The organism is Okibacterium sp. HSC-33S16, from assembly GCF_024171565.1.
Taxonomy (GTDB): Bacteria; Actinomycetota; Actinomycetes; order Actinomycetales; family Microbacteriaceae; genus Mycetocola_A.
Map to the genome: position 1 here is coordinate 665,039 of NZ_JALJZZ010000002.1, position 14,992 is coordinate 680,030.

General features: G+C 62.7%; 10 protein-coding genes and 1 tRNA gene. 8 read left to right on the forward strand and 3 right to left on the reverse strand.

Annotation, left to right across the window (positions count from 1 at the left end; genetic code table 11):
* Window positions 1–99: 99 nt before the first annotated feature.
* Window positions 100–828: a ZIP family metal transporter gene (locus L1277_RS08365; RefSeq protein WP_253375896.1), complete on the forward strand. Its 729-nt coding sequence runs from the start codon at window positions 100–102 to the stop codon at window positions 826–828.
* A 109-nt stretch (window positions 829–937) separates the two neighbouring features.
* Here L1277_RS08365 and L1277_RS08370 read toward each other — a convergent pair whose 3' ends face one another.
* Window positions 938–1,900 (reverse strand): hypothetical protein, encoded by a 963-nt coding sequence (locus L1277_RS08370; RefSeq protein WP_253375897.1) that lies wholly within the window; start codon window positions 1,898–1,900, stop codon window positions 938–940.
* Window positions 1,901–2,096: 196 nt separating this feature from the next.
* On the opposite strand from L1277_RS08370, the gene L1277_RS08375 reads away from it, so the two are divergent.
* Entirely contained in the window at window positions 2,097–4,625 is a 2,529-nt protein-coding gene (locus L1277_RS08375) for an ATP-dependent Clp protease ATP-binding subunit (protein ID WP_253375898.1), read from the forward strand.
* A gap of 72 nt (window positions 4,626–4,697) precedes the next feature.
* On the opposite strand, the gene L1277_RS08380 is transcribed toward L1277_RS08375, so the two are convergent.
* Window positions 4,698–5,621, reverse strand: coding sequence for a Ppx/GppA phosphatase family protein (locus L1277_RS08380; RefSeq protein ID WP_253375899.1), 924 nt, complete (start codon window positions 5,619–5,621; stop codon window positions 4,698–4,700).
* Window positions 5,622–5,654: 33 nt separating this feature from the next.
* Between L1277_RS08380 and L1277_RS08385 the strand changes: the two genes are divergently transcribed.
* From L1277_RS08385 to L1277_RS08400, 4 genes are all read left to right on the forward strand, one after another.
* Window positions 5,655–6,173, forward strand: a complete 519-nt coding sequence (locus L1277_RS08385) for an amino-acid N-acetyltransferase (RefSeq protein WP_253375900.1) — start codon at window positions 5,655–5,657, stop codon at window positions 6,171–6,173.
* Between the two features lie 223 nt (window positions 6,174–6,396).
* Window positions 6,397–10,887: an ExeM/NucH family extracellular endonuclease gene (locus L1277_RS08390; protein WP_253375901.1), complete on the forward strand. Its 4,491-nt coding sequence runs from the start codon at window positions 6,397–6,399 to the stop codon at window positions 10,885–10,887.
* 111 nt (window positions 10,888–10,998) lie between these two features.
* Complete coding sequence (locus L1277_RS08395; RefSeq protein WP_253375902.1) at window positions 10,999–11,634, forward strand: hypothetical protein; 636 nt, start codon at window positions 10,999–11,001, stop codon at window positions 11,632–11,634.
* A gap of 23 nt (window positions 11,635–11,657) precedes the next feature.
* Entirely contained in the window at window positions 11,658–12,044 is a 387-nt protein-coding gene (locus L1277_RS08400) for an SseB family protein (RefSeq protein WP_253375903.1), read from the forward strand.
* 7 nt (window positions 12,045–12,051) lie between these two features.
* Here the strand turns inward: L1277_RS08400 and radA are convergent, their stop codons facing one another.
* Window positions 12,052–13,410, reverse strand: coding sequence for a DNA repair protein RadA (radA, locus tag L1277_RS08405; RefSeq protein ID WP_253375904.1), 1,359 nt, complete (start codon window positions 13,408–13,410; stop codon window positions 12,052–12,054).
* Between the two features lie 128 nt (window positions 13,411–13,538).
* Between radA and L1277_RS08410 the strand changes: the two genes are divergently transcribed.
* A tRNA-Ser gene (locus L1277_RS08410) sits at window positions 13,539–13,629 on the forward strand.
* 89 nt (window positions 13,630–13,718) lie between these two features.
* Window positions 13,719–14,621 (forward strand): hypothetical protein, encoded by a 903-nt coding sequence (locus L1277_RS08415; protein WP_253375905.1) that lies wholly within the window; start codon window positions 13,719–13,721, stop codon window positions 14,619–14,621.
* Window positions 14,622–14,992 lie beyond the last annotated feature (371 nt).

Below are 14,992 nucleotides of genomic sequence, written 5' to 3' on the forward strand. Positions count from 1 at the left end.
GATAACAACGAATATCGATAACCTAGCGACTGTGACGTGGCCATGTCAACCGGCGCGCGTGTGGCCCCGCGACCCGTCCGGTCGGAATAGTCTGACGGAATGGAAGCATGGTTGGCCGCTGGCGCCGGAGCGCTGGCCGGGGGAGCGTTGCTCGTCGGTGCAGTGATCGCGTGGTTCATTCGGGTGCCGCGAACCGTGGTCGCCGCCATCATGGCGTTCGGTTCGGGCGTGCTCATCTCAGCACTGGCCTTCGACCTGGTCGAGGAAGCAGCCCAGGAGGGCGGGTTCTGGTCAGCCATGTCGGGTTTCCTTGCCGGCGCCGTGGTTTACGTCATCGCCAACGTTGTGCTTGACCGGGTCGACGCCCGCAACCGGCGTGGCTCGAACGAGTCGCCGGGCACCGGCACTGGTATCGCGATCGGAGCGCTCCTCGACGGCATCCCCGAAACCGCCGTCCTCGGTCTCAGCATGGTTGCAGGCGGGCAGCTCAGCATTCCCGTCCTGCTCGCCATCATCATCTCGAATATCCCCGAGGGGCTGGCGTCCACGGCTGAGCTCAAGTCCGACAAACGGAGTGCGAAATACGTCTTCGGCCTGTGGATCGGGATCGCCGTGGCGTGCGCACTCTCATCGCTCGGTGGATTCGTGCTCCTGCAACCCGTGCCTCCGGCCGGAACGGCCTTTGTCACGGCCATCGCGGCTGGCGCCATCCTGGCCATGATCTGCGACACGATGATCCCGGAAGCGTTCCGTGACGCGAAAGCGTTCACCGGGCTCATCGCGACGATCGGATTCTTCGCCAGTTTTGGCATCCATACTCTGGGCTGACGCGTTCGGATGCCGGAAAACCGCGGTATCCGGCCGCGATACCGCGGTTAAGCGGCATCCGAACGAGCTCAGGGCGCCAGCCGCGAGAGATGAGCGCTGGTGAACGAGCTTAAGGGCGCCAGCCGCGAGAGATGAGCGCCTTCCGGACCCGCTCGACGAGATCCGAGGGGCGCGCGAGAAGTGCTGACGAGACCTGGATGACAATCCACCCGGCTGCCCGCAACGCCTCGATGCGCTCGATGTCTTTCGCATATCGCGCACCGTGGTGTTGTCCCTGATATTCGATGGCGACGCGATACGTCGGATACGCCAGGTCCACACAAGCCAGGAAACCGACCGGGCCGTCGACGTCAAGGTTGAGCGACGGCTCAGGCAAACCCGCGGTGGTGAGAAGAATTCGGCAGAGCGACTCTCGAGGTGACCACGAGTCCTCCCGAACCATCCCCAGAGCGGTACGCAGCCGGGAAGAGCCGACTCGCCGTCCCGCGTCCAGCGCAGCGGTCAGTTTCGTGCGTGTGGTCAGCGGTCTCTGACCCGCACGAGGCCTGAGGAACCCCTCGCGCCACTCACGGCAGAAGTAATCGCCGATGACGACGAGGTCTTCGAGGGGCAATGCGCCGAGCGATGCCCATACCGACGCCGGGGTAGCCACGCGGAGTCCGTTGAGCGTCGTCGTCGTTGTCAGTCGAGGATCAGCCCGGTGACCGCGGACGCCGCGACACCGAGGGAGCGGATCGTTGCCGAATACCGCAACGTCGAGCGGGGATCCCGGCACGTGTGGCGTCGGAGCACCCCAGAGTTCGGCGGCGGTGAGGTGGCTGAAGAACTCGGTAGGGCGCATGCGCTCGGCGTATGCGAGTGCCAACGCTCGCGTCGCTCTGGTGGCGGTTTCGAAATCGTCGTGCCCCGTGGCATCCGCTCGCAAAATCGTGTCACGTAGGAGTCGGACACCGCGAAATGGCGCCGTGAGATCGCTGCGGAAGAGGCGGTCGGAACCCACGCCGAGCGACCGGGCATCGGCGATGCTGAACACGGTGCCGAGCTCTGGAGGCAGCGGGCGGGGTGGTCTCATGTCGGGATACTGACAGCTCATTCCAACAGGCGATCGACGGTATCTGCATCTGCGCACAGGTCGCAGAGGGAGCTAAATGTGGGGGAACTTTCAGCGGGGGTGCGCGCACAGCGAACAAAGGAGTATTACAAAGCTCCGGTGGTTACTCTCTTTGTAACGGTGTCCCCATCCCTGCCCGGTCACCGAAGGAGCGAAAATGTTTGAGAGATTTACCGACCGCGCTCGTCGCGTCGTTGTCTTGGCCCAGGAAGAGGCCAAGATGCTCAACCACAACTACATCGGAACCGAGCACATCCTGCTCGGTCTCATCCACGAGGGTGAAGGCGTCGCAGCAAAGGCTCTCGAGTCGCTCGGCATCTCGCTTGACGCGGTTCGCGAGCAGGTCCAGGACATTATTGGTCAGGGCCAGCAGCAGCCGACAGGCCACATCCCCTTCACGCCGCGCGCCAAAAAGGTGCTTGAGCTCTCGCTCCGCGAAGCCCTTCAGCTCGGCCACAACTACATCGGAACCGAGCACATCCTGCTCGGCCTCATCCGCGAGGGTGAAGGCGTCGCCGCACAGGTTCTCGTCAAGCTCGGTGCAGACCTCAACCGTGTTCGGCAGCAGGTCATTCAGCTGCTGTCGGGTTACCAGGGCAAAGAAGCTGCACCGGTCGGTGGCAACACCACAGAGACCACCGCGCAGGGCGGCTCCCAGATCCTCGACCAGTTCGGCCGTAACCTGACCCAGGCTGCCCGTGACAACAAGCTGGACCCGGTGATTGGTCGCGAGAAGGAGATCGAGCGGGTCATGCAGATCCTCTCGCGCCGCTCGAAGAACAACCCGGTTCTCATCGGTGAGCCCGGCGTCGGTAAGACCGCTGTCGTCGAGGGCCTCGCCCAGGCGATCGTCAAGGGCGATGTACCCGAGACGCTCAAGGACAAGCAGCTGTACTCGCTCGACCTCGGTTCGCTCATCGCCGGAAGCCGTTACCGCGGTGACTTCGAGGAGCGCCTGAAGAAGGTCACCAAGGAGATCCGCAGCCGCGGCGACATCATCATCTTCATCGATGAGATCCACACCCTCGTTGGTGCGGGTGCCGCTGAAGGTGCGATCGATGCGGCGAGCATCCTCAAGCCACTCCTTGCCCGCGGCGAGCTGCAGACCGTTGGCGCCACAACGCTCGACGAGTACCGCAAGCACTTCGAGAAGGATGCGGCACTCGAGCGTCGGTTCCAGCCGATTCAGGTCAACGAGCCGTCTCTCCCGCACACGATCAACATCCTCAAGGGGCTGCGCGACCGCTACGAAGCTCACCACAAGGTGTCCATCACCGACGGTGCGCTTGTTGCTGCCGCAAATCTCGCCGACCGTTACGTCGCCGACCGGTTCCTCCCTGACAAGGCCATCGACCTGATCGACGAGGCCGGCGCACGCCTTCGCCTCTCGATCCTCTCGAGCCCGCCCGAACTGCGCGAGTTCGACGAGAAGATCTCGGTCGTTCGCGGAGCGAAGGAAACGGCAATCGAGGACCAGGACTTCGAGAAGGCAGCGTCGCTGCGCGATGAGGAGAAGAACCTCCTCGGCGAGCGACTGCGCCTTGAGAAGCAGTGGCGCTCGGGTGACGTGAAGACCACGGCCACCGTCGATGAAGGACTGATCGCAGAGGTTCTCGCTCAGGCCACCGGCATCCCGGTCTTCAAGCTCACCGAGGAAGAGTCGTCTCGACTGGTCTTCATGGAGAAGGCGCTGCACCAGCGCGTCATCGGCCAGGAAGAAGCCATCTCGGCGCTGTCCAAGACCATCCGCCGCACCCGCGCCGGGCTCAAGGACCCGAAGCGTCCCTCCGGTTCGTTCATCTTCGCCGGTCCGACCGGTGTCGGAAAGACCGAACTCGCCAAGGCACTCGCCGAGTTCCTGTTCGACGACGAAGACGCCATCATCTCGCTCGACATGAGCGAGTACGGTGAGAAGCACACGGTCTCACGACTGTTCGGTGCTCCTCCCGGATTCGTCGGATTCGAAGAGGGTGGCCAGCTCACCGAGCGCGTTCGTCGCAAGCCGTTCAGCGTTGTGCTCTTCGATGAGATCGAGAAGGCTCACCCCGACATCTTCAACTCCCTCCTCCAGATCCTCGAAGAGGGTCGGATGACGGATGGACAGGGCCGGGTTGTCGACTTCAAGAACACCGTCATCATCATGACCACGAACCTCGGTTCGAAGGGCATCGCTGGCGGACCGGTCGGCTTCCAGATCGAGGGCGACACCGTCGCGACCTACCAGATCATGAAGGCCAAGGTCACCGAAGAGCTTAAGAAGCACTTCAAGCCTGAGTTCCTCAACCGTGTCGATGACACGATCGTGTTCCCGCAGCTGTCGAAGGCGGAGCTCCTGCAGATCGTCGACCTGTTCGCGAAGCGCCTCAGCGAGCGACTGCTCGACCGCGACATGACGATCGACATGACCGTCGCCGCGAAGGAACGGCTCATCGAGGTGGGCTTCGACCCGGCTCTCGGAGCACGACCCCTGCGTCGCGCCATGCAGAACGAGGTCGAAGACCGACTGAGTGAGCGCATCCTCAACGGACTGCTCAACTCCGGAGATCACGTTCACGTGGACTTCACCGGCGGCGAGTTCGTCTTTGACACCAAGCCGCGCGGTGAGACCGTCGGCGCTGGCGTCAACGCAGGCCGCTCACTCGGCACCGGCTCGGCAACGCCTGACCTCACGGCCGGCAACGCCTAACCAGAACCGAACGCGAAGGGCCCGAAGGAGAAATCCTTCGGGCCCTTCGTTTTTTTATCAGCGGATGCCTGTTCAGGCCAGGTGGTCAAGGTAGCGCAGCAGCACACCCTCGCGTGTCGCCCACGGCGAGACGTCGAGCTCACGCACGTTGAATCCGGCCATGGCCTCGCTGAGCACGATTCCACCCGCGACGATCTGGAAGGTGCGATCCATGGTGATGCCAGGGAGGGCGGGTCGCGAGGTGGCTGGAATCTGGGCCAGCCGCGGCACCCAGTCGTCGAGCTGGCTGCGCCGGAGGCGCATCCGGTCGTCACCGATACCGTCCACAACGGATCCCGCGAGCCGGGCAAGCGAGCGAATCGTCTTCGATGAACCGACGATGTGGGTCGGCTTCTCGAGCCCCGCAAACGCGGCCCGGGCCTCGGCGATCACCCCGCGAGCGTGTGCGCGCAGGGCATCTTGCTGCGGCTGGGTCGGTGGGTCGTCGAAAAGGAAGCCGACCGTGGAACGTCCGGCGCCCAGGGGAAGCGACAGAGCGACATCCGCTTCTTCATTCGCCCCCAATGCGATCTCCAGCGAACCGCCGCCGATGTCGAAAAGGAGGATGTTGCCGGCCGACCAGCCGTACCAGCGGCGCACCGCCAGGAAGGTGAGCTTCGCCTCGTCCTCACCACTGAGCACCTGAAGTGTCAGGCCGGTCTCCCGTTCGATCAGGGCGATGACCTCGGGTCCGTTGGTGGCCTCGCGAATAGCCGATGTTGCCATAGGCAGCAGATCATCGAGGTTGCTCGTCGCCGCAATCCGGGCCGCGTCACCGATTGCCGTGACGAGCGCCGTGACGCCCTCGTCGGTGATTGAGCCGTCTGTATCGAGGTAGCGCATGAGCCGCACGACCGATTTGTGCGAGGCCTCCGCAACCGGTCGCGCACCGGGGTGAGCGTCAACAATGAGCAGGTGGACCGTGTTTGAACCGATGTCGAGCACTCCGAGTCGCATATCGAAACGATACAGGTCACTAAACTGGGGAGGATGACAGAGCAGGCAGAAACCGGATACCTGGTCCGTCGTGCACGCACGACCGACGTGCCCGCCATTCAGCGGCTCATCGAACCGCTCGTCGCCCAGCGCATCCTGCTTGGCAAGGAACGCGTCGTGTTTTACGAAGCGGTGCAGGAGTTCCGGGTTGCAACGACTCCCGACGGCACGCTCGTCGGTTGCGGCGCCCTGCACGTGATGTGGGAAGACCTCGGCGAGGTGCGCACGCTCGCGGTGTCCGAGGACTGGCTTGGGCGCGGCGTCGGTCGGGCCTTATTGAACACCCTTGAAGCGGATGCTCGTGAGCTCGGTTTGCGTCGCCTCTTTTGTCTCACTTTTGAAGTGCCCTTCTTCACGCGCAACGGATTTATGGAGATCGGTGAAGACATCATCGACCCGGCGGTGTACTCCGAGATGGTGCGCTCGACCGATGAGGGTGTCGCTGAGTTCCTCGACCTCGCCCGGGTCAAGCCCAATACGCTCGGCAACAGCCGGATGCTCAAACTGCTTTAGTCAGGCGCATTTCCTGGGCCCGCGAGCCTGCTCATATGTTGTGCCTCTTGCGGGGGGTTCTTGTGGCCAGTTAGCTTTTACCCACTGTTTACATTTCCGGTGATCAGGCGTTAATCCGGTGGCTCTAACGTGAGTGAGAGTTGGCCGGATCTGACCCCCATTTGCGGTGCAACGAGGCGCCGTCTGGTGTGCCATCTCATCGGGACAAACTTCAGGGAGATCAATGTTGCTGTCCAAGCGCGGCTGGCGTGTTACCGCAATCGCATCACTATTCGGACTCGCTGCTGCGCCGCTGTCGGCACTGCCGGCGACCGCGGCACCCGATGGCTCCGGGGTGGTGATCAACGAGGCATATCTCTCCGGGGGTAGTGCCGGAGCGGCATACACCACGAAGTTTGTTGAGCTGTATAACCCAACGGATGCCCCGGTCGATGTCAGCGGCTGGTCGCTGCAGTACCGGTCGGCGACCGGCTCGGCGGCGCCGAGTGGAGTGGTTGCCCTCACGGGCAGCATCGCTGCCGGCGGCTACTACCTGGTTTCGGGCGGCAGCAACGGGGCAAATGGCGCCGCGCTTCCGACCCCGGACGCCTCGAGTGGCGGCATCAACACAGCCGGCGGCGGTGGCACTCTGATCCTCGCCACGAGCTCAACCGCGGTGACCCTCCCGACCGGAAACGTCGCTGGAAACGCGGCGGTCGTCGATGTTCTCGGCTACGGCATCTCGAACACGTTCGAGACGGCACCTGCACCTGCCCCGGCCGGGAACACCGACGTGAAATCGCTCGTGCGCACGGCCTTCACCGACACAGACAGCAATGGACAGGACTTCACGCTGTCCGCGAGCATCACGCCGCAGAACTCCGCGAACGGCACCGATCCGACGGACCCCACCGATCCGACGGATCCCACCGATCCGACCGACCCCACCGATCCGACCGACCCCACCGTCCCGCAGAAGCTCAGCATCGCGGAGATCCAGGGCACGGGTGACGTGAGCCCCGTGTCGAACGCCACGGTCACCACGTCCGGCGTGGTCACGGCGGTGTATCCCACCGGTGGGTTTGATGGTTACTACATTCAAACCCCCGGAACCGGTGCAGACCTGACCGGCCACGTGGCATCCGATGGATTATTTGTCTATTCGAAGGCAACCGTCGCCAACGTTTCGGTAGGACAGTACGTCGAGGTCACCGGAAAGGTGACCGAGTACAACGGCATGACCCAGGTCACGGTCGATGCGAACGGGCTCACCCAGCTCGACGCCGCAACGGTGACCGCGCCCGTGCCAGCCGCCGTTGCCTACCCGACCACGGCGGCGGAACGAGAGCTGCTCGAGGGAATGCTTCTTGCGCCCGCTGGCGACTACACGGTCACCGATGTCTTCGACACCAACGGGTTTGGAACGATCGGCCTGACCGCGTCCACGACTCCGCTCGTGAACCCGACCGTTCTTGGTCTGCCCGGAACTGCGGAGCACGCCGCCGCTCAAGCGCGATTTGATGCTGAACTCGTGCTTCTTGATGACGGAGCGACGACCAACTACCTCTCGACAGCCAACGGTGGGTCGAACAAGAACATCCCGCTGCCGTACCTGTCGAACGAGTCCCCGGTGCGCGTCGGCGCAGCCGCAACGTTCACGACCCCGGTCGTACTCGACTACCGGTTCGACGCTTGGTCGTTCCAGCCGACAACCCAGCTCACCGCGGCGAACGCGTCCACCGTGCAGCCCGCTACCTTCGAGAACACCCGCACCGCGAAGCCCAAGGACGTTGGCGGCGACATCACGCTCGGTACGTTCAACGTGCTTAACTACTTCGCAACCACCGGCGCTGACCGCACCGGGTGCACGTACTTCACCGATCGAGCGGGCAACCCCGTCACGGTGAACAACTCGGATGCCGCTGGGTGCGGCGTGCGTGGTGCAGCGGACGCGGCGAACCTCGAGCGCCAGCAGGCCAAGATCGTGTCGGCGATCACGGCACTCGACGCCGATGTTGTTTCGCTCGAGGAGATCGAGAACTCCGCCGCCATTGGGAAGGACCGCGACTATGCGCTGAGCGTTCTCGTCGACGCGCTCAACGATGCAGCCGGCAGCGACGTGTGGGCCTTTGTCCCGTCACCCGCTGAGGTGCCCGCCGACGAAGACGTGATTCGCACGGCGTTCATCTACCAGACGGCGTCCGTTGAGACGGTGGGAGAGACCCGCATCCTGCTCGACTCGCCCGCGTTCTCCAACGCTCGTCAGCCCGACGCCCAGGCATTCAAGCCGAAGGGCGGTGCGGACTCGACGACGTTCCTCGTGATCTCCAACCACTTCAAGTCGAAGAGCGGCTCGGGAGCAACGGGAGACAACGTCGACACCGGCCAGGGTGCATACAACGGTGACCGTATCCGCCAGGCGACCGCCCTTGTTGACTTCGCGAACGAACTGAAGAGTGAGCTCGACACCACCAAGGTGTTCCTGGTTGGCGACTTCAACTCATACGCCAAGGAAGACCCGATCGCTGTGCTGCTCGCAGCCGGTTACATCAACCAGGGAGCGAAGACGGGGGAGCAGACCTACGCCTTCGGCCAGGCAATCGGTTCGCTCGACTACGTGTTTGCGTCACCGGATGCCAACACTCTGGTCACGGACGCGGACGTGTGGAACATCAACTCCGTGGAGTCCATCGCGCTTGAGTACTCGCGGTACAACTACAACGCCACGAACTTCTACGCGGCAGACCCGTATCGGTCGAGCGATCACGACCCGCTGCTGGTCGGTATCGACTTCAGCCCGGAGAGTGTGGTGAACCTGCTCAACATCAACGACTTCCACGGTCGGATTGATGCGAACACGGTGAAGTTCGCGGGAACGATTGAGTCGTTGAAAGCACAGTTCGGAGCGGACTCCTCACTGTTCATCTCAGCCGGTGACAACATCGGAGCCTCGCTGTTCGCCTCGAGCTCGCTGAGGGACCAACCGACGATCGATGTGCTGAACGCGTTGGGGCTTGCGGCAGCTGCCGTTGGCAACCACGAGTTTGACCAGGGCTATGACGATCTGGTGAATCGGGTGATGAACGGTGGAAACAACGCGAAGTTCCCGTACCTCGGAGCCAACGTGTACACCAAGGGCACCACGACGCCGGCGCTTCAGGAGTACGCGCTCTTTGAGGTTGACGGTGTGACCGTCGGTGTGATCGGTGCCGTGACCGAAGAGACGCCGACTCTGGTCTCTCCGGCAGGGGTCGAATCCCTCGACTTCGGTAATCCCGTCGACGCCGTCAACCGTGTTGCCGCACAGCTGACCGATGGAGACGAATCGAATGGTGAAGCGGATGTTCTGGTCGCCGAGTACCACGAAGGCGCTGGCTCCGGGACTCCGGATGGCGCAACACTCGAGGAAGAGATCGCCGGAGGTGGGGCTTTCGCTGAGATTGTCACCGAAACAACCGCCGACGTCGATGCCATCTTCACCGGTCACACACACAAGCAGTACGCGTGGGATGCTCCAATTCCCGGTGAGCAGGGCACACGCCCCGTTCTCCAGACCGGGAGCTATGGAGAGTTCATTGGTCAGATCACCCTCAAGGTGGACACGCTGACCGGCGAGATCTCTTCGTACGAAGCGCGAAACGTTGCGCGGCTGACGACAGCTGATGCCGAACTGGTCGCGACATATCCCGTCGTGGCCGAGGTGAAACGGATCGTTGACAAGGCGATCGCTGATTCCAACGTCATCGGGCAGCAGATCGTCGGAAACGCGACTGCACCGATCACCACGGCGTTCAACAATGGCGTCCGTGATGACCGGTCGTCTGAATCGACACTCGGCAACTTCGTCGCCGACGCCCTCGTTGACTCGTTGTCGTCTGCTGATAGAGGCGCGGCGGAGATCGGGGTCGTAAACCCCGGTGGTCTTCGGGCCGATCTGGCGGCGGGCGACATCACCTACGCTCAGGCAAACGCGGTGCTGCCGTTCCTCAATAACCTCTGGACTACCTCGCTCACCGGCGCGCAGTTCAAGGTCATGCTTGAGCAGCAGTGGCAACGAGCTTCAGACGGAACGGTGCCGAGCCGCGCCTACCTCCAGCTGGGCTTGTCGAACAACGTGACTTATACGTTCGACCCCGCACGTGCTGAGGGTGATCGCATCACCAGCATCACCGTCAACGGTGCTCCGATTGACCCGACGCGCAGCTACCGCATCGGTTCCTTCAGCTTCCTGCTGCAGGGCGGCGACAACTTCCATGTCTTCAAGGAAGGAGCGAACACTCGAGACTCGGGCCTTGTCGATCGGGACGCGTGGATCGCTTATCTGACGGCTAACAGCCCGGTCTCGCCGAGCTACGACCGCCGTTCGGTCCAGGTCACGGGAATTCCGACGGCACCGGTCACTGCCGGATCCTCGATTACGCTCAACCTGTCGAAACTCGACCTCACCTCGCTCGGCAGCCCGGTGAACACATCGGTAACGGCCACCATCGACGGGACGACGGTGGCCACCGCGCCGGTGAGCCAGGGGGCAGCGACTGTGACCTTCACCGTTCCGGCGGGAGCTGGTGCCAAGACGTTGACTATCACGGCAGCGGAGTCCGGTACGACCGTCACCATCCCGATCACGGTAGCGGAGGATGAACCGACGCCGCAGCCGCAACCAACTCCCATCCAGACGATCGTCAAGGTCATCAAGAAGATCATCAGCTGGATCACCAAGCTGTTCGGCTGGTGATACTTCCGCTCTTCACGGAGTGAATCCTGATGGTGACTCGCGGGAGGCTGCAATCGCAGCCTCCCGCGAGTCATCTCCGGTTGTGATCTGCCCTCTGGTTACCATGAATCCATGGCCACGGGTGAGCAGTCCGCCAAGGACAAACGGAGTGTTTACGTCCGCCGACGGCTCTGGGTGCTTGCGGGGCTACTGGTCGTCATCGGCATCGTCGCCCTGGTGATCTGGAAGCCCGGTTCCACCTCAGGATTCCCCACCGAGTCGAAGGTAACGACATCCGCAACCGCGAAACCGTCGGCCACCCCGACGCCGGAGAGCACCGAAGACGCCACGGCTGAGGTGAAGGAGTGCAGCGAGAAGTCCGTCACCGTCGAAGCGCTGACCGACAAAGGCAGTTACGGGGCAAATGAGTTGCCCCAACTGTCGCTGCAAATCACGAATACGGGAAAGAACCCGTGCTCCATCAACGTCGGAACCAGCCAGCAAGTTTTCACCATCACCAGCGGCACCGACGTTTACTGGACCTCAACGGACTGCCAGGTTGAACCCGCTGATGCAGTCGTCCAACTCGAACCGGGTCAGGTCGTCGCGTCCAGCACTCCGATCGCCTGGGACCGGACGCGCTCGAGCACAACCACCTGCGACGGTGAACGTCCTGCCGTTCCCTCGGGCGGGGTGTCATATCACCTCAGCACGTCGGTCGCTGGCATCGAAAGCGCGAAGACCAAGCAATTCCTGCTCGACGGCTAGGGCCGGCCTGCAAGGATAGAGAGATGCCGAAAAAGAAGCCCGAATTCCGGTCACAGGTTCTCGCCGAAGCGCTTGAGAAGCAGGACATGGCTGCCGTTGCCTTCGCTCTGCGAAATGACCGCATGGTCGTTCCTCTGGTGAAGCCTGGCCAGCGCGATAAGCCCACTGACGTGGGTGAGGTTTGGACGTACCGTCAGCCGGAGTCCGGCCGACTCGCCCTGCTCGTCTTCAGCGATGCCGCACACAAGCCGGCAGCGCTCCCGCCATTTGTCGGCCTACACGACGGTGCCTGGTTGCACACCTTTCTTCGCACGCACGGCAAAGACATCGAGACGGTGTTCTTTGACATTGCTGGCCCACATCCCATGCAGGCCAGCCCCGACGAACTACTCCGGGTGCTCGCCCTCTGAGGCAGGTTTAGAAGACCGAATCAAGCTCGCGATCGAAGGAAGACCCGGCCGATCTTTTCGCCAATTCGAGCGCTTCACGGATGCTGCCCGTGCGGGCATCGACGATCGTCTTGTACCCGAGGCGGGTCGCTTCAGACGTGCGCTGACGAGCGGCACTGACCGGGCGCACCTCTCCGGCGAGCGAGATCTCGCCGAACGCCGCGAAGTTATGCGGAACGGCGTATCCCATTGAGGCAGATGCCAGCGCAATCGCAATGGCGAGGTCTGCGCCGGGTTCGGTGAGCCGCACTCCACCGACCGTCGACACGTATATGTCTTTGTCGTGCAGGCGGATGCCTGCGCGTTGGTCCAGGACGGCGAGCAACATCGCGACGCGAGAGGAATCAACACCATTCGTAACCCGGCGGGGGTTGGGAGCGCTTGTCTCAAGCACCAGCGCTTGAATTTCGACCGGAAGGGCTCGCTTTCCCTCCATCGACACGGTGACACAGGTTCCCGAGACGGTGATGTCACGGCTGAGGAACAAGGTGCTTGGATCAGGGACTTCGGCGATACCGTCTCCGGTCATCTCAAAGCAACCGACTTCGTCTGTCGGCCCGAAACGGTTCTTGAGCGCCCGGATGAACCGGAGAGACGTGTGGCGGTCGCCTTCAAAGTGGCAGACGACGTCCACGAGGTGCTCGAGAAGGCGCGGGCCCGCGATGCTTCCGTCCTTCGTGACGTGCCCGACAAGCAAGACGGGCAAGCCTCGTTCTTTAGCGATGCGGATGAGTGTCTGTGCGACCTCACGAACCTGACTCGGCTGACCCGCGACACCGTCAGAGAGCGGGCTGGAAACGGTTTGAACGGAGTCGACGATGAGGAGCTCGGGTGCTACGGCATCGATTTGGCCGAGGACCACTGCCAGGTCCGTCTCCGACGCAAGGAACAAGTTATCGCTCAGCGCTCCGGTACGACGGGCGCGAAGCTTGACCTGGTTGACGGACTCCTCGGCGCTGACATAGAGCACCCGCGATTTCGCTTTCGCCGCCTTCGCGGCCACCTCGAGGAGGAGCGTTGATTTACCGACGCCGGGCTCACCGGAAAGCAGGATCGCCGCACCGGGAACAATGCCTCCGCCGAGTACACGATCGAACTCATCGATTCCCGTCGGCCAGTGTGAGACGTCCCCTTCCGAGGCTTCCGTGATCGGTCGCGCCGATCGGTCGCTGGATAGCGTCGTCGCGGATACGCGCTGAACGATCCCGACCTCCGCCGCCGCATCGACGACCGTGCCCCATTGCTGGCACTCGCCGCAGCGGCCAGCCCACTTGGCTGTCTGCCAGCCGCACTCGGTGCACTTGAAAGTTGAGGTCGGTTTAGCCATGCGCTGAGCCTATCCGCGGCCACCGACATCGGATGATGTGCGCGCCGGAAGGGGACGAGCGCGTTTTCCACAAGCCGCGACGGCGACTCGATTCGCGCAGACCTGCACGATCTACTACACTCGACGGCGGTGACGTGTCCGAGCGGCCGAAGGTGCAACTCTCGAAAAGTTGTGTGCGTCTAAAGCGCACCGTGGGTTCAAATCCCACCGTCACCGCCAATCGAAGAAGAGGATCTCGAGCGAGGTCCTCTTTTTTGTTGCCCGAGCGCGGCGAAGTCCGGCGTTTTGGCCCCATTTAGACTGGGGGAGTGACTGATAACGCGCCGATCCTTGGTCTTCTGCTCGACGTCGATGGCCCCATCGCCAGCCCGGTAAGTCGAAGCATCGCTATACCCAGTATTGCCAGCGACCTCGTCGAGCTCGCGAACGGGGGTATTCCGATCGCTTTCAACACTGGACGGTCTGACGCCTTCATCCGGGAGCAGGTGCTGCCTCATCTCGTCGCGGGGGGCCTGAGCGCGACCGCTCGTGTCTGGGCGGTCTGTGAGAAAGGCGCCGTCACGGTCCGCATCACCCCAGACGGAATGGGTGACGTCGATGTCGACGAGACTCTCGCGATGCCCAGTTCCTACAGCGACGCGATCCGTGGGCTGGTCGAGTCGTCGTACAGCGATGTGGTCTTCTTCGATGAGACCAAGCGCGCAATGGTTTCGGTGGAGCAACGTGTCTCCGTTTCGGCCGAAGAGTTCGCCGCCCGACGCGGTGCTTTCGACAGTGACGCAGCGCGGGAGTTCGAGCGCCAGGGTCTCGGTTACGAATGGGACGACGAGCGTCACCCTGATGAGTCCGGCGCCGTTCCGTACCGTATCGACCCCACAATCATCTCGACCGATATCGAGTCTGTTCGCCTGGGCAAAGATCTCGGCGCCGAGAAGCTCCTTGCTCTCTTGACCGATGATGGCGGACAAGTCCCCACTGCATGGCGCACCCTCGGTGACTCGCGAACCGATTACGCAATGGCCGACTGGCTGCACGCTCAGGGTTTCGATGTTGCGCACGTTGACGTTCGCCCCACGGACGGAGTTCCAGAGACCCCGTATCCGGTCCGACACCATCCCACCGTGATCCATGATGAGGCCGGCGCTCTCTATCTCAGTCAGTGGGTGCGGATGCTGCGGGGCCAGGCAACCGACGACGCAAACGTCGCCTAAATGGTCACCATTTCGGGCCCATCCAGCGCGACACGCCCGGGGTGCATTTGTGATTTGCGTGGCTGGGGAGACCGGACGTAGAGTAACTACTCGTCACCCCAAAGGTGCGGCTGAGCTTCGCTCGCCGGCCTCATGCGGGACCATCTCCCACACTGTAAAGATCGCCAAGTTTTTGGTGGTTGTGTGTGTGGGTTTCCTTGCTCCTTTGAGGGGGTTGGATTGGGTTCGGAACTTTGGTTCTGGTCTGGTTCGGACTTCTGGAAAAGGGTGCTAAGGTAGAGAAGTTGCCCTGCGGAGCAGCCCTGAGGGGTGAAAAGCGGGAGCATCCGATCCTTGAGAACTCAACAGCGTGCACAATGTCAAATGCCAAA